This window comes from Bacillus sp. HMF5848, assembly GCF_003944835.1.
Taxonomy (GTDB): Bacteria; Bacillota; Bacilli; order Bacillales; family HMF5848; genus HMF5848.
In genome coordinates this window covers 4,256,207-4,271,884 of the sequence record NZ_RWIV01000001.1, presented here as the reverse complement: position 1 = coordinate 4,271,884, position 15,678 = coordinate 4,256,207, and the positions used below count along the sequence as shown (strand labels likewise).

14 protein-coding genes are annotated in these 15,678 nt (G+C 40.0%); 9 read left to right on the top strand and 5 right to left on the bottom strand.

Annotated elements, in window-relative coordinates; genetic code table 11:
- Nucleotides 1-202: 202 nt before the first annotated feature.
- Nucleotides 203-388, bottom strand: a complete 186-nt coding sequence (locus EJF36_RS20075; protein WP_125908003.1) for a 2-hydroxymuconate tautomerase — start codon at nt 386-388, stop codon at nt 203-205.
- Nucleotides 389-594: 206 nt separating this feature from the next.
- Here EJF36_RS20075 and EJF36_RS20070 point away from each other — a divergent pair, with 206 nt between their 5' ends.
- Both EJF36_RS20070 and EJF36_RS20065 read left to right on the top strand, forming a co-directional pair.
- A complete protein-coding gene (locus tag EJF36_RS20070; RefSeq protein ID WP_125908002.1) occupies nt 595-1,248 on the top strand; it encodes a site-2 protease family protein in 654 nt (217 codons plus the stop codon).
- A gap of 291 nt (nt 1,249-1,539) precedes the next feature.
- A complete protein-coding gene (locus EJF36_RS20065; protein WP_125908001.1) occupies nt 1,540-2,043 on the top strand; it encodes a YwhD family protein in 504 nt (167 codons plus the stop codon).
- A gap of 885 nt (nt 2,044-2,928) precedes the next feature.
- Here the strand turns inward: EJF36_RS20065 and EJF36_RS20060 are convergent.
- On the bottom strand, nt 2,929-5,013 hold the full coding sequence (locus tag EJF36_RS20060) for a transglycosylase domain-containing protein (RefSeq protein WP_395940604.1): 2,085 nt from the start codon (nt 5,011-5,013) through the stop codon (nt 2,929-2,931).
- Nucleotides 5,014-5,435: 422 nt separating this feature from the next.
- Here EJF36_RS20060 and speE point away from each other — a divergent pair, with 422 nt between their 5' ends.
- The 6 genes from speE (at nt 5,436) to EJF36_RS20030 (ending at nt 10,806) form a co-directional block, all read left to right on the top strand.
- Nucleotides 5,436-6,263 (top strand): polyamine aminopropyltransferase, encoded by an 828-nt coding sequence (gene speE / locus EJF36_RS20055; RefSeq protein WP_125908000.1) that lies wholly within the window; start codon nt 5,436-5,438, stop codon nt 6,261-6,263.
- A 13-nt stretch (nt 6,264-6,276) separates the two neighbouring features.
- On the top strand, nt 6,277-7,149 hold the full coding sequence (gene speB, locus EJF36_RS20050; protein WP_125907999.1) for an agmatinase: 873 nt from the start codon (nt 6,277-6,279) through the stop codon (nt 7,147-7,149).
- Nucleotides 7,150-7,536: 387 nt separating this feature from the next.
- On the top strand, nt 7,537-7,965 hold the full coding sequence (locus tag EJF36_RS20045) for a YwiB family protein (RefSeq protein WP_125907998.1): 429 nt from the start codon (nt 7,537-7,539) through the stop codon (nt 7,963-7,965).
- Entirely contained in the window at nt 7,962-9,632 is a 1,671-nt protein-coding gene (gene argS, locus EJF36_RS20040) for an arginine--tRNA ligase (RefSeq protein ID WP_125907997.1), read from the top strand. The genes EJF36_RS20045 and argS overlap by 4 nt, the downstream gene beginning before the upstream one ends.
- A gap of 256 nt (nt 9,633-9,888) precedes the next feature.
- A complete protein-coding gene (locus EJF36_RS20035; protein ID WP_125907996.1) occupies nt 9,889-10,062 on the top strand; it encodes a XapX domain-containing protein in 174 nt (57 codons plus the stop codon).
- 3 nt (nt 10,063-10,065) lie between these two features.
- Nucleotides 10,066-10,806, top strand: a complete 741-nt coding sequence (locus EJF36_RS20030) for an alpha/beta fold hydrolase (RefSeq protein WP_125907995.1) — start codon at nt 10,066-10,068, stop codon at nt 10,804-10,806.
- Between the two features lie 72 nt (nt 10,807-10,878).
- On the opposite strand, the gene EJF36_RS20025 is transcribed toward EJF36_RS20030, so the two are convergent.
- The 3 genes from EJF36_RS20025 to cls form a co-directional block, all read right to left on the bottom strand.
- Nucleotides 10,879-11,073 carry a YqzH family protein gene (locus EJF36_RS20025; protein ID WP_125907994.1) on the bottom strand — a complete coding sequence of 65 codons (195 nt, stop codon included), beginning with the start codon at nt 11,071-11,073 and terminating at the stop codon, nt 10,879-10,881.
- Nucleotides 11,074-11,140: 67 nt separating this feature from the next.
- On the bottom strand, nt 11,141-12,094 hold the full coding sequence (uvsE, locus tag EJF36_RS20020) for a UV DNA damage repair endonuclease UvsE (protein WP_125908469.1): 954 nt from the start codon (nt 12,092-12,094) through the stop codon (nt 11,141-11,143).
- Nucleotides 12,095-12,193: 99 nt separating this feature from the next.
- A complete protein-coding gene (cls, locus tag EJF36_RS20015; protein ID WP_260471953.1) occupies nt 12,194-13,396 on the bottom strand; it encodes a cardiolipin synthase in 1,203 nt (400 codons plus the stop codon).
- A gap of 171 nt (nt 13,397-13,567) precedes the next feature.
- Here cls and EJF36_RS20010 point away from each other — a divergent pair, with 171 nt between their 5' ends.
- Nucleotides 13,568-15,667, top strand: a complete 2,100-nt coding sequence (locus EJF36_RS20010) for a heterodisulfide reductase-related iron-sulfur binding cluster (RefSeq protein ID WP_125907992.1) — start codon at nt 13,568-13,570, stop codon at nt 15,665-15,667.
- Nucleotides 15,668-15,678 lie beyond the last annotated feature (11 nt).

The following is a 15,678-nucleotide window of genomic DNA, read 5'->3' as shown; positions in this document are numbered from 1 at the left end:
TTGTGAGGTAGTGATGATATAGCCATCTCGAGTGAAAACACATTGTGCTGATTTATACTTTCCCGAGTAAACACACGTTGTGAAGACTAGACCTCTTCTGTAAATACAAGTTTTTGCTTTCTAATTTTTAAAAAACTTGCACTATATATAGCGACAGGGAACATACTCACTTGTCGGATATCATCAGCTTATGTATGATATGTTATTCGTCGCTTAGGCGTTTTCCGCCAACAGCATAGTGATTTTTTGTCATCTCTTCAATAAAAACAACTATTTTCTCAGCGGGTGCGCCTGTTGTTTCGCTAACAGCAGCAGTGACCTTTTCTACTAAAGCGCGTTTTTGCTCCTCAGTGCGACCATCCAGCATTTTGACAGTAATATATGGCATTTGTATCACTCCCCTCTTTTCGTTATTACATACGTAGTGTTAAAATTTCTACATCTTAATTATACTTGAAATCATTCTAATTTTGTGATGAAGCTTCATAGTGTATACTACATATTAACAGTGGTAAAAATTTTAAAATTTCGTGCGTTTACATTGAGATAGGCAATGCTGCCTATAAATAGTACGCTCATAAAGGAGACTATGACGTGGAACGATTTTTAGCCTTTCCTCTCGAGCAAATCCCTTTTGTTGTTATTGCACTTGTACTCGGTTTCACTTTTCATGAGTTTGCTCATGCATATGCGGCGTATAAGTTCGGTGATCCAACTGCCAAAAACCAAGGGCGGTTGACGCTATCTCCCTTAGCGCATCTTGACCCGTTTGGTACCATTCTACTGTTTATCGCAGGGTTTGGTTGGGCACGTCCTGTACCTGTGAACAGATTTTATTTTAAAAATCCACGATTAGCGGGTGTAGTAGTATCATTAGCAGGTCCGGTCAGTAATTTAATTATCGCTTTTGTGTTTTACTTACTATGGAATATCCTGCTGGCTACTGGCATAGCTTTTGTGACAAATGAATTTGTCTATCAAACGTTTGATATGATTGTGCGTATTAATGTCATGTTATTTGTCTTTAATTTATTGCCGTTTCCACCACTTGATGGTTATCGGATTATAGAAGATTTAATGCCGCCTAATATACGTGCTAAAATGACACAGTACGAGAAATATGGGGCACTAATCTTTTTAATATTGGTATTTACCCCATTAGATCAATACACGATTTATCCTATATTTCATACAGTTATTCCAGCTGTATTTAATATGTTGGAAGCAGCAGTTAGTTGGTTATTTTAAGTATTTATAGCTCGTGCGCCAACAAGTTTCCGTAAGCTATCTTCTCTTGTGAAAGATAGGATTTTTAAAAAAAATGTTTATCAGGCTTAAGGAAAAATACAGAGCATTTTCCATGAAGGAAGTCCATGGTTGTAAGTCACTCGCTTATAGAAGTTAGTAATCTGACGGATAGTGCGCGATGACGACAGCGCAGCAGAACATGCGATGCTAGCCGACGGCGCTTGTATTATACTTGTCACTGCTAGGCAGACGCTCTGTGCCTTTTTATAACAATACAGGAGGATGTTTTATATGACTGAGAAAAAGAATATAAGTTTTAACATTATTAAAAATGATCCAACTGACGGCCATGGCGGTTTTGGTGTAGGAACACTTAGCCTAGAGCATGTTTCGCCCGTCATTATTGATGTTGAAAATAAAGATGCTGCCGTTGATATCGGTGCTATGCATGCTAAGAGTGCTGTTGAAAAAGGTATCAAATTTCTTTCGAATAAAGAAGACGTGCCAAACGGCCGACCATATTGGTTGGTGTGGGTCACAATAGACCGAAAAGCTGAAGGCTTATATTATGCAGGAGTTACGGCTTGTGAAATGACTGTTGATCGCGAAGCGCGTCGTGGTTATAAACTGCTGCCAGAACATGTGAATAGGTTAGACAGGTCATTAAAGCGACAGATTATTGTCTCCCATATGGATGATGTTAGCAAAAAAGTGTTAGCGGAATTTCTTCAGAAGCATAATGAGGAGATGTGGGAGTTATCAAGCTCAGAATTAAAAGAAGGTCTACAAGGCTAAATTTGCGGTTTAAATGAGTCGGTTAATATGGCGGTTTAAATGTGGCGAATTTGTGACAAATTTAAAAGTCCTATTGTACATTCTGTTAAAAAAAGTAAACTAAAATCTACAATGTGTATCACATTGTGAACTAGGACATATAAAACCCCGGGACGATGTTTATCCCGGGGAATTTTTTATCTTCTTGTAGTTTGCTTTTATCTTAATCTCATACTGCCTATTTGCATTGATGTTAATCTTGGAGTTGTTTGAAGCAGAACGCGCATTTTTTTACACTGGGGTGCAGCGTTTTTTCTGGAGCGCGCATTTCCGACAAAGGAGCGCGCAATTTCGACAGGTGAGCGCGCATTTCTCACACCCGGGCCCGTCATTTTCGCCAGAACGTGCTTTTTTCACACTCGGATCTTGGATTTTCCCGTGAACGTGCAATCTCGACACGCGAGCATGCATTCTCGACAAGGGAACGTGCATTTCTCACACTCAGATCCTGGATTTACCCGTGAACGTGCAATCTCGACACGCGAGCATGCATTCTCGACAAACGAACGTGCATTTTCGACACGGGAACGTGCATTTCTCACACTCGGATCCTGGATTTTCCCGTGAACGTGCAATCTCGACACGCGAGCATGCATTCTCGACAAACGAACGTGCATTTTCGACACGGGAACGTGCATTTCTCACGCTCGGGTGCGTCGTTTTTTCGGGAACGCGCATTTTCGACACGGGAGCGCGCATTCTCGACAGGTAACCGCGCATTTCCGACAAACCAACGTGCATTTCACACTCAGATCCCGCACTTTTTGCTGAGCGCGCACATACTCAACTTATGTATGAGCACGCTCTTCACAAGTCTGTTGCGTTTAAACCCGGCCCATTCACCAGTTACAAGAACCAGTCAAGAATTTTGCGGATAATGCCTTTTTCTTTTTCAGGTGTTGTTTCATTTTCCTCAATATAACCCGGCTCATCTTTAATGTGGACAGTACAATATTGTGTAGGCTCCGTACCCGCTAAGAAATAGGTTAGCCTTGAAACGGGACAGTCTTCCGTAGCAAGCAGACCGTTATCAGGATTTACGTACACACCTACTACATTTTCTGATGGCCTAAAGGCAATGACAGGCTCTGATTCAAGAACTTGCTCCATAAATCCGGCCCATATTTGCTTAGAATATTGTCTCTCGGCAATCAGATCAATTGTTCTATCCTTATCGTATCCGGTCCAGACACCGGCGACAACTTGCGGTGAATAGCCAATCATCCAGCTATCGGTGCTAGTCGAACCTGACTTTCCAGCATACGGACGCGAAATAGTAGGAATAATAGTACGCCCAGTCACGCTCGTGTAATCATTAAGCTTTTCATCAAACATACCTGTCATCATATGTGTTGTAATAAACGCAAGATCTGAGTCTAACGCTTGCTCTTCATTTGACTTATGTTCAAAAATCACATCTCCGCGATAATTAACAACCTTTGTTATAAACACCGGCTTAATATTTTTACCTCCGTTAGCCAACATACCGTAAGCATTCACCATTTCTAATAATCTGACCGGTGAAGTTCCTAAGGCTAATGAAGGAACGGACTTTAACGGACTTGTGATACCAAACTGTTTGGCGGTTTTCACAAGTTGAGTGTCATTCGCCATCTCATTAAGCATCTGATATGTTTTAACAGCATATACGTTATCAGATAGTGCCAAAGCTTGGGCCATAGTAATAGGACCATCAGCATAGTAATTGTTATAGTTTTGCGGTGTATATTTAGACCGCCCGTCATCAAATAAAAATGTAGTCCGTTCACTTCGCAATTCAGTTGAAGGGGTAAACCCTTGACTCAAAGCGGCATAGTACAAAAATGGTTTAAATGTTGATCCAGGCTGACGAACAGCTTGGACAGCCCGATTAAACGGACTTTCAACATAGTCGCGTCCACCAATCAAGGCTTTTACCGCACCTGTTTTCGGATCTAGCGCTACAAAAGCTGCTTGAATGTCAGAGTTCGCCGCAATCGTATCAGCCAATTGTTTTTCAGCAATACGTTGTGCTTGTATATCCAACGTTGTATAAACGCGTAATCCTCCTAGTTCAATAACACGTTGCTCAATGCCAAGCTTTGAATGTAATATTTCGTTTACGATATCTTGAAAATATGGCGCAATAGCTTCCACTTTGTATTTGCTGCCGTCATTAAATTTTAACAGCGAACTATAAGCTGTATCAGCATCGTATTGCGTGATATAGTTGTTTTCGACCATCGATTGTAAAATTATCTTTTGTCGATTTTTTGCTTTCTCGAAATTTTTAAAAGGAGAATAGTAACTCGGGCCCTTTGGAACACCCGCAAGCATGGACGATTCTGCTAAACTTAGTTCATTAGCCGGTTTACCGAAATAGTGTCGTGCTGCTGCTTCTACACCGTACGTACCATCCCCATAATAAATCGTATTTAAATACCCTTCTAAAATCTGCTGTTTCGTATAGCTCATTTCTAGCCGTAATGCATACAATGATTCTTGAATTTTTCGCATCCAAGTTTTATCGTGCTCTAAAAATAGATTACGTGCATACTGCATCGTAATCGTACTAGCCCCTTGTACTTTCGCCATCGCTTTAATGTCGGCGAGCAAAGCACCTACGATTCGTTTAAAATCAAGTCCTTTATGTTCAAAGAAACGTTTATCCTCTATTGATATAGTAGCGTTTACTAAGCTCGGTGCCATTTCATTCAACGGAACCCAATAGCGTTCTTGACCGTTATGACTTTCGCCGATGATAGTACTATCACCTGCATATATTAAAGTCGTTTGCGGCACAGCTAATGGAGGAGGCCCCTGAATCTTAGCATATGTGAGTACCCCTACCATGAAAATAATTAGTAAGATTGCTAGTATTATGCCCGTAAAGATACCCGCACGTATAAAACGCCACGTATTTTTAAATCGCTCGCTTGTCATGAGTTGCACACTACTCACCTCTCTTACTTTCTAGTATGAGTAATTTACAAATTTTTAAACGTATAAAAATATAAATTTAAATGCACAAAGAGCTGTCTAGCTTAGTTCCAGACCTAAGCGGTTTTGCCTGCTTCATAAACCACAAAACGTACATTTCCGCTTATCTTGGTTTCTATGAAAAATTTTCCTTGCAATTTTGCTAGATTCGTCTATACTTTTTTTCGTGTTTTTATTTTTCAGAACAGGGAAATATAACATACAGACGCCAGAGAATTGTGGGCTTACATTTGAGCATCGAGACGTAACTGCGTTTGTATTTCAAATGCAGAAAAACTACATAGTATAGGTAAGTACTCTACAAATTAATATCGAAGGTAGATATCTATCTTTTTTAGATAAAATTTTAAAAAAATCGAGAGGATGAGTTATTCATGGAATTATGGTTTACGGAAAAACAAACAGAGAGCTTTGGTATAACTGCAAAAATTAAACGCACATTACATACGGAGCAAACTGATTTTCAAAAGCTAGATATGGTGGAAACAGAAGAATTCGGAAACATGCTTATTTTAGATGGCATGGTTATGACAACGCAAAAAGATGAGTTTGTGTATCATGAAATGGTTGCGCATGTGCCACTATTCACACACCCTAATCCAGAAAACGTACTAGTTGTAGGAGGAGGAGACGGTGGCGTTATTCGTGAAGTGCTTAAGCATCCATCAGTTAAAAAGGCTACGCTTGTTGAAATTGATGGCAAAGTAATTGAGTATTCGAAGCAGTACTTACCTGAAATCGCAGGTATGCTTGATGATCCACGTGTGGAAGTAAAGGTAGACGATGGATTCATGCACATTGCTCAAAGTGAGAACGAGTATGACGTTATTATGGTTGATTCAACAGAGCCTGTTGGTCCAGCAGTAAATTTATTTACAAAAGGCTTTTATGCAGGTATTTCAAAAGCATTAAAGGAAGATGGTATTTTCGTAGCACAATCAGACAATCCATGGTTTAAGCCGGAGTTAATAACAAATGTTCAACGTGATGTAAAAGAAATCTTCCCAATTACAACGATGTATGTAGCAAACATTCCAACGTATCCAAGTGGATTGTGGTGCTTTACGCTAGGTTCAAAGAAGCATGATCCGTTAGCAGTGGAGGATTCTCGCTTCCATGATATCGAAACGAAGTACTATACAAAAGAACTGCATAAAGCATGCTTTGCTCTTCCAAAATTCGTTCAAGATTTAGTGAAATAAGGAGGCCATGAACATGCGCTTTGATGAAGCATATTCAGGAAATGTATTTATAAAAAGTCATCCTACTTTTGAAGATAGCCAAGCTGTTATTTATGGCATGCCAATGGACTGGACGGTGAGCTATCGCCCAGGCTCACGCTTTGGCCCGGCGCGTATTCGTGAGGTGTCGATAGGTCTGGAAGAATACAGTGCATACCTTGACCGTGAGCTAGATGAGGTAAAGTACTTTGATGCCGGAGATATTCCTTTGCCGTTCGGTAACCCACATAAAAGCTTAGAGATTATTGAAGAGTTTGTTGATCGTGTGCTAGACGCTGGAAAGTTTCCATTAGGTTTAGGTGGAGAGCATCTTGTGTCATGGCCAGTTATGAAGGCGATGTACAAAAAGTATCCTGACTTAGCCATCATTCATATGGATGCCCACACGGATTTGCGTGAGGATTACGAAGGAGAACCATTGTCGCACTCTACACCAATCCGCAAAGTTTGTGATCTAATTGGTCCGGAAAATGTGTACTCGTTTGGTATCCGTTCAGGGATGAAGGAAGAGTTCGAGTGGGCGAAGAAGGTTGGCATGCACATCTCGAAATTCGATGTTCATAAGCCACTTCTTGAAGTGTTACCAAAGTTATCTGGTCGTCCCGTGTATGTAACGATTGATATTGATGTTCTTGATCCTGCTCACGCACCAGGAACGGGTACAGTTGATGCGGGCGGTATTACTTCAAGAGAGCTACTTGCATCTATTCATTCTATTGCTGAATCCAATGTGAAGGTTGTCGGCTGTGATTTAGTAGAAGTAGCACCCATTTACGATCCGTCTGAACAAACAGCGAACACAGCTAGTAAATTAATTCGCGAAATGCTTTTAGGTTGGGTGAAATAAAATAATTGTTAGGAAAAGAAAGCTGATTGAGTCAGCTTTCTTTTTTAACGATGTAGTATAGTTGGTAAAACGGGGGTAGGTGCCTTCTATATATAACGGGATCTGCTTCATGCATTTGATAGTGTACTTTATTAAATGATTGTCGACTATATACCCAATTGGTGTCGAAAACGTACCCAATTCATGTCGAATACGTACCCAATTCATGTCGAATAGATACCGAGTTCATGTCGACTTTGTACCCAATTAAAGCGCAATTCCCCAATTGAACTAAAAAGTAGTTTGAAATCTTGAATTTAAATACTCAATTTTCATTGGGTTGTTGCACTTTTACATCGTTCACGCTATACTTTGATTTTATCAGTAGTATTAAAGGGTGACTTTAAAATGAGTGAACTAGCCGGACAAAAGAGTGTCCTTATAAAGGTCTCAACAACAATCAACCATGGACATACTAAAGAAGAGTATTCATTTAGTGCAACAGGTGAGATATATGAAAAACAAGAAGCTACATACATAAAGTATACAGAGCAAAATGAAGTAGGCGACGTATCCACTATTTTAAAAGTAAAACATGACGATGAAATTCAGATGATGCGTTCAGGTTCCGTAAAAATGCGACAAGTGTTTCGTAGGCAAAATACAACAGCAGGATTTTACGAAAGTCCATATGGTAAACTGTTAATGGAAACGACGACAGAAAAAATACGCATTGTGCCTGGACACATATCAATTACATATAAAATGGCTTTACAACAACAGGTACCAGCTGACTATACGTTACAGATTCAATATCAGGAGGGTTCTGACGAATGAATATTGTCGAACAAGTAAAAGAACGTTTGAAGCAAGAGTTAAAGGATGCTGTCCTGAAGGCAGAATTAGCGTCTGAAGATCAAATTCCTGACATCATTCTTGAAATACCAAAAGAGAAGGCACATGGTGATTATGCGGCAAACATAGCGATGCAGCTTGCTAGAGTGGCTAAAAAGGCACCAAGAGCTATCGCTGATGATATAGTAGCGGCTTTTGACAAATCTAAGGCGTCTATTGAAAAACTTGAAATTGCTGGCCCGGGATTCATCAATTTTTATATGGACAACAGCTATTTAACAGAACTAGTGCCAACTATTATTCAAGCAGACTCAGCATATGGAGAAACAAACGTAGGGAACAATACAAAACTGCAAGTAGAGTTTGTATCTGCAAATCCAACAGGAGACTTGCACCTTGGCCATGCCCGTGGCGCAGCAATGGGAGATTCTCTTTGCAATATTCTAGCAAAGGCCGGCTATGATGTGTCACGTGAATATTACATTAATGATGCAGGGAACCAAATTAACAATCTTGCTCTATCTGTGGAAGCGCGTTACATGCAGGCATTAGGTCTTGATAAGGACATGCCTGAGGATGGCTATCATGGAGAAGATATTGTTGGCATAGGTAAAACATTAGCAGAACAGTTCGGAGATAAATACGTGCACGAAGACGAAGATGTTCGCTTTTCGTTTTTCCGCGAGTATGGTTTAAAGTACGAGCTTGAGAAGCTCAAAAAAGATTTAGAGGCTTATCGCGTACCATTTGATGTGTGGTTCTCTGAAACATCGTTATACCACAATGGCAAAATTGATGAAGCGTTAGCTATTCTTCGTGAAAATGGTCATATTTATGAAGAAGAGGGTGCCACTTGGTTCCGTTCTACAACATTCGGCGACGATAAAGATCGCGTATTAATTAAAAACGACGGCTCTTACACATATTTAACACCAGACTTAGCCTACCATAAGGATAAGCTAGACCGTGGCTTTGAAAAGCTAATTAATATTTGGGGAGCTGACCATCACGGTTATATCCCGCGTATGAAGGCTGCTATTCAAGCATTAGGATACCCAGAAGATGCACTAGAAGTGGAGATAATTCAGCTTGTTAGTTTATTTAAAAACGGTGAAAAAGTGCGTATGAGTAAACGTACAGGTAATGCTGTCACCATGCGCGAGTTAACAGAAGAGGTTGGTTTAGATGCCGTTCGTTATTTCTTCGTTATGCGTAGCTCAGACACGCATTTAGATTTTGATATGGATTTAGCCGTTTCTAAATCAAATGAAAACCCTGTGTATTATGCACAATATGCGCATGCTCGTATTTGCAGTATGCTTCGCACAGCTGAAGAAAATGGCGTATCGTGGGACGGAGAGCTTGACTTGACACATATCTCTTCAGAAAAAGAGATGGATTTATTGAAAAAGCTTGGTGAGTTCCCACAAGCTGTATCAGAAGCAGCGGAAAAGCGTATGGTACACCGCATTCCGAATTATATTTATGAGCTTGCATCAGCACTTCACAGCTTTTACAATGCTGAAAAGGTTCTAGATATGGATGCTTTAGAAAAAACAAAAGCGCGTGTAGCACTTATGAAGGCGACACAAATTACGCTGCAAAATGCCATGGCACTAATAGGTGTATCAGCACCTGAAAAAATGTAACCATCCTCAACTGAGGGTGGTTTTTTTGCCGTAAAAATTTACGTTTTTTACTTAGATTAGTGTCTAGCCTTCTAGCGCCTAGCCACTCGAGGTTTTAAGCCGATTCCTCCGGAGGAAAGTCCCTTCCTGTTGGAGACGTCTTAAGATGGTCGGGGTTGAGCAAGGCGCTTGTACTTTTTTTATCTATACACGTATTCGTACATTTCTCGACTAAAAAGAGATGTTTCGCACAACATAAAAGAAAGGAGGATTGTGCATGAAAGAAGTTGTTTTCTCGCCTATAATCTGGGTTATCGCCGGATTTCTGTTTGATTTACTTCGTGTGTCCATTCCCGCACCACCTGTCTCAGCCGGTGTGACAGAAGTAGATTGCGTGTATTTGGGGTTTAAAACTAATAAATGGGACAGCTGCAACGGAGTTGATCTTTAAACAATGAATACATATTTTGAAATAATAGGAACAGGCACCCCGGTAGTGTTTATTCATCCTCCCTATATGGGGCATGTTGTGTTTCATTACCAAAGAGAGCTTGCCAATCAAGCACAATGTATTTTTTATGATATGCGTGGAAATGGAAAAACTCCAAGTGGAGACCAACCTATCACCATTTCACTACTAGCAGAAGATTTAAAACACCTATTAGATAAAATAGATGTTTCATCAGCTGTTATAGTTGGTTATTCCTTTGGTAGTTTAGTGGCACAAGAATTTGCGTTAAACAATCCATCACGGGTAAAAGGGCTTGTATTTGTGGGTGGATTTTCTGAGGTTTCTACGCCACTATTAAACAGGGAATTTCAAATGGGGATTACGACTTTAAGGTTAGGCGGGTATCCATTGTTGGCACGCGTGTTAGCGCAAAGTCACAAGGTCGTTAAAGCGGATTTTGTGCGACAATATAAGTATAGCCGGATGAGTGATCCGAATATTGCATTGCAAATGTATGAAATCGGAAGAAAATATAACTGTACGGCCCAGCTCCATAAAATTCAAGCGCCGGTCTGGGCTATTAACGGAAGTCACTCGAAAATGTTCACGTATTACATGAAATTATATCGCGAACATCTTCCAAACATCCAGGAGATAGTGATAGAAACAGCACCACACCGCATACCGACTAATTATCACAAGGAATTTAATCATATCATGAGAAAGGTATTAGAGAATTTCTAATAAAAGTGCCTGTTATACCCTGTAAATGTCGAACGAATTTCGTCAAAACCGGGGCTTGACAGGCACTTTTCGTTACTGCGTTACGTATTCATACACAACATCTTGAATTATATCATGTAACGAGGATTCTTTATCATTCTCTTTAATCCGTTGAACTTCTTGACAAAGGTGTACTATATCTTCCTCATGTAACGGAAAAGACTCTATTAAATACTCATACTGTAAAAAGCAGTTGCGAACCATTTTAAGAAGTAACTTTTCGTCCATTCCATCACCGTACGTAAAATATTTTTTTCCTTACCCCACTTCTTCATTCAGGTGTGGGAGAGTCAGGTTACCACTCTAACGTAGATCCGTCAATTCGCTTTACACCACGTATACGCGACAAGTCATCGACAAGTGCTAGCATAGCTCGATCCTTTTCCTTTGCCTCTATCATAACGTCAAAGTCAATATTCATGTCATGAACAACTTGGAAAAAGGGTTCTAAAAACGCCATATCCACAAAATTGGCATGATGTCGAAAATCCTTATCCGATTTAGGTGATGAAATATGTACTTTTGGAGGGAACGGATGGTTATCCCACGTCGCAAAGATTTTAGGTAACAAATCCTCTAGCGGGGTTTCACTCAGATTAGCCCAATGATGGTGGTAATCAAATACCATCGGGATATGCTCATGTTGACAAACATCAAGCGTTTCCTCCGCTGTGTATGTTTTATCATCATTCTCAAGAGTCATGCAGCTTTTTGGATCGGCAGGTAGCTTTTTAATATTTTTATAAAAACGTTCTAAAGCAGCCGATTTATCCCCATACGAGCCACCAACATGAATGTTAATGACGCCTTCATCTGTCAGTCCCATTGCTTCAAACATATCATAATGATATTCCATATCAGTAACCGCATTGGTGGTCACATGCTCTTTATCGCTCGTAAATAAAGTGAACTGATTGGGGTGTAAGCTAACGCGCATATTGGCCTCCTTCACAAGCTTCCCTATTTTCGCAAATTCTTCTGCAAAAATATCTCTATACGGCCACTTTGCCTCTGGGTGTGTGGCGAGCGGTACAATCGAAGAAGACATTCTGTACAAATGTATTTGATGAGCAATATTATAGTGAATAGCTCGCATAGTGTTTTGTAGATTAGTGAACGTGACCTCTTTCAACTTATCTTCACGCTCGGTCTTTTTCATTTTACTCCATCGTGTGAATGTGAGGGTTTTGGCGGTGCTACCGTCCCAAATAGACAGAGCTTGTGCCACATATCCAAATCTCACTCTCATCATGTTCACCCCAGTTTCCGTTGTTTTATGTGAAAAAAAGTAACACGAAAATAGGAGTTGTGTCACTTTTTCATGTGCTACACAAGTATGTTCGCAAACCTATAAAAAATGTGAAAGAAGCTGCGCAATGCCAACTTTGATTTTCGTTGTAAAAGGTAATTGCTTAATATCCTCGACAGACAACGGTTTAGATTTATTAAAATCATATCGTAATTGCCGTTTTATATCTCGAATAAAACCTCCATCAAAAATATAGCAATTCATTTCGAAATTTAAATATAAACTGCGTTTGTCAAAGTTGGCAGTGCCAACATCACATATAACGTCATCAATTACTATTACTTTGGCGTGGTAAAATCCGTTGCCATACTCAAATACTCTTCCCCCTTGTTCAAGGAGCTTTTTTAAATACGGGTAAGATGCTTCCTTCACAAGTGGGTGGTCAGATTTTTTAGGAACTATGACTGACACTTTCACCCCTTTTCTAACCTGTTCCATTAATTTTTGAAACACACGCTTACTAGGTATAAAGTACGGACTACCAATAATAATCTCTTCTTTCGCATCTGCAATCATATTAATAAATTCTTTTTCTAGAAACACGCCATCTGTTGGCACGAGTTGATGGTCTACACGCCCTGCAGCAACTTCAGGGAAATAATTAATATCGCGAAATACTAAATCATTCGCATTTTTCTCCCAGTCATGAATAAATGTATCCTGTAAATCGTGGACACCAGGACCTGTTACTTTTAAATGATAATCACGCCAATGACCAAACTTTTTCTTTTTACTAATGTACTCTTTACCAACATTAAAGCCCCCCATATATCCTACTAAGCCATCGATTACAGTGATTTTTCTATGATTTCTTTGTTGCATATGAAAAAAGAAGAACGGAAAACGCGGTCGTTCTGCATATGCAAACTTAACGCCTGTTTCTTCAAGCTCTTTAATGGATTTTTTCTTAAGATTTCTAGAGCCAAACCAATCAACTAGTAGTCTAACCTCAACACCCTCTGTAGCCTTTTTTTTCAGAAGGTCTAAAAAGCTTTTACTAAAATCATCATTTTTAACGATATAAAAAAGCACGTGAATATGGTGACGTGCTTGATCTATCTCACGAAAATAGTCTGTAAACAAACAGTTCCCTTCTGTAAAAAGAGTTAAGTTGCTTGTATGGTGTTTATATTTCTTAAGCTTGACTACTTTTTGATGGTGGATAAGACCAAATATGTAATCAAGTGTTATTAAAGCGAATAGTAATAGAATAGCGAGTAAAATAATCAAAGCCCCACTCATCAACGAATCCTCCTTGCGTCCATCGTTTATATAGTTTGAGCAAGTGGGTGGATTATTATTATTCGCAAAATAGTTGACTGAATGCTCATTCATTATATAATAAAGGTAGTAATATTTTGAATATTTTAGACAACATCACGGGGTAGATAATAAGAAAGGGGTCATACAAACATGGGTACGTTGTTAACGATTAACTTGCTTGCGTTCCTGGCTGTAACCGCTTACGCTGTTTATTTGTTTCAATATTTAGTTCGTTCGCGTATTGCGTATATTAAGCTTGGAAAAAAGGTCGAATTTGAGCAGAAATTTAAAGAGCGTTGGGACAAAGTATGGGTAAACGTGTTTGGCCAGAAGAAGCTTTTAAAAGATAAAAAGAGCGGCGCCATACACGTTATGTTTTTTTATGGCTTTATACTTGTCCAGTTCGGTGCGATTGATTTCATTTGGAAAGGATTAGCGCCAGGCAGTCATTTACCGTTGGGACCGCTGTATCCTGCTTTCACGTTTTTCCAAGAAATCGTAACGCTAGTTATATTAATAGCTGTTGTTTGGGCGTTTTATCGCCGCTACATTGAAAAGCTAGTTCGCTTAAAGCGCGGCTTTAAGTCAGGACTCGTTCTTATTTTCATCGGGACACTTATGCTGTCAGTACTAGTGGGGAATGGCGCGGGCCTTGTTTGGCATGGAGAAGGCTTATTAATGAGCGAACCAGTTGCATCCGTTTTTGCGTTTCTTCTCCAAGGGATAGGAACAACAGCTTCTATTGTTGTGTTCTACATAGCTTGGTGGATTCATTTGTTTGCGTTGCTAGCATTTTTAGTGTATGTCCCACAAAGTAAGCATGCGCATCTTATAGCGGGACCAGCAAACGTGTATTTTAACAGACTAACAAACCCTGGTAAGCTGGAAAAAATTGATTTTGAAGATGAAACACAAGAAACATTCGGTGTTGGTAAAATTGAAGATTTTACACAGTTACAGCTAATTGATTTATATGCTTGTGTCGAGTGTGGACGTTGTACGAATATGTGTCCAGCCACCGGCACGGGGAAAATGCTCTCGCCGATGGACTTAATTTTGAAGCTTCGTGATCATCTAACGGATAAAGGTGCCGCAATAACATCTCAAGCTCCTTGGGTTCCTACATTCGCTTTCAAGGATACGTTAGGAAATCAGCTTGCCGTAGCAGGAGCAGGGGCAGGCGCACAGGAATCGGCAGCTTCGTTAGCCTACAATCCTTCACTTATTGGGGATGTTATTACAGAAGAAGAAATATGGGCTTGTACAACGTGTCGTAACTGTGAGGATCAATGTCCGGTTATGAACGAACACGTTGATAAAATTATTGATTTACGTCGTTATCTTGTATTAACAGAAGGGAAGCTTGATGCTGATGCTCAGCGTGCGATGACAAACATAGAGCGTCAAGGTAATCCGTGGGGTCTTAACCGTAAAGAAAAAGAAAAATGGCGTGAAGCTGCTGAGGATGTAAGCATCCCAACTGTTAAAGAAATGAAGAAAGCTGACGAAGAATTTGAATATTTATTTTGGGTTGGCTCAATGGGTGCATTCGATAATCGTAGTCAAAAGATCGCGGTTGCATTTGCGAAATTGTTAAATGAAGCAGGCGTCAAGTTCGCGATTCTTGGCAATAAAGAGAAAAACTCAGGCGACACACCTCGCCGTATCGGAAATGAATTTTTATATCAAGAACTAGTGACAAACAATATCGCTGAGTTTGAAAAAGCTGGCGTGAAAAAAATAGTAACAATCGACCCGCATGCATACAACACATTTAAAAATGAATATCCGGACTTCGGACTTGAGGTAGAAGTGTATCACCATACTGAGGTATTAGCTCAGTTAGTGAAAGAAGGCCGTATACAACCAAAGCATGAAATAAACGAAACTATTACCTTCCATGATTCATGCTACTTAGGTCGTTATAACGAAGTGTATGAGCCACCACGAGAAATATTAAAGAGTATTCCGGGCGTGAAGCTAATTGAGATGGAACGAAATCGTCAAAATGGAATGTGCTGTGGTGCTGGCGGCGGTCTCATGTGGATGGAGGAAACATCTGGTACCCGCGTTAACGTCGCCCGAACAGAGCAAGCTCTTGCTGTATCACCAACGATGATTAGCTCCGGCTGTCCATACTGTTTAACAATGCTTAGCGACGGTACAAAAGCAAAAGAAGTCGAAGAATCCGTCTCAACAATGGATGTCGCAGAGGTTTTAGCTAAATCTGTGTTTGGCGAAGCTTCATAAAATAGTAGATA

Excerpts from the sequence above, each read along its gene's own strand:
- EJF36_RS20075 (WP_125908003.1), bottom strand. The coding sequence starts at position 388 with ATGCCATATATTACTGTCAAAATGCTGGATGGTCGCACTGAGGAGCAA.
- EJF36_RS20065 (WP_125908001.1), top strand. The coding sequence starts at position 1,540 with ATGACTGAGAAAAAGAATATAAGTTTTAACATTATTAAAAATGATCCA.
- speE (WP_125908000.1), top strand. The coding sequence starts at position 5,436 with ATGGAATTATGGTTTACGGAAAAACAAACAGAGAGCTTTGGTATAACT.
- speB (WP_125907999.1), top strand. The coding sequence starts at position 6,277 with ATGCGCTTTGATGAAGCATATTCAGGAAATGTATTTATAAAAAGTCAT.
- EJF36_RS20045 (WP_125907998.1), top strand. The coding sequence starts at position 7,537 with ATGAGTGAACTAGCCGGACAAAAGAGTGTCCTTATAAAGGTCTCAACA.
- argS (WP_125907997.1), top strand. The coding sequence starts at position 7,962 with ATGAATATTGTCGAACAAGTAAAAGAACGTTTGAAGCAAGAGTTAAAG.
- EJF36_RS20035 (WP_125907996.1), top strand. The coding sequence starts at position 9,889 with ATGAAAGAAGTTGTTTTCTCGCCTATAATCTGGGTTATCGCCGGATTT.
- EJF36_RS20030 (WP_125907995.1), top strand. The coding sequence starts at position 10,066 with ATGAATACATATTTTGAAATAATAGGAACAGGCACCCCGGTAGTGTTT.
- EJF36_RS20025 (WP_125907994.1), bottom strand. The coding sequence starts at position 11,073 with ATGGACGAAAAGTTACTTCTTAAAATGGTTCGCAACTGCTTTTTACAG.
- uvsE (WP_125908469.1), bottom strand. The coding sequence starts at position 12,094 with ATGAGAGTGAGATTTGGATATGTGGCACAAGCTCTGTCTATTTGGGAC.
- cls (WP_260471953.1), bottom strand. The coding sequence starts at position 13,396 with ATGAGTGGGGCTTTGATTATTTTACTCGCTATTCTATTACTATTCGCT.
- EJF36_RS20010 (WP_125907992.1), top strand. The coding sequence starts at position 13,568 with ATGGGTACGTTGTTAACGATTAACTTGCTTGCGTTCCTGGCTGTAACC.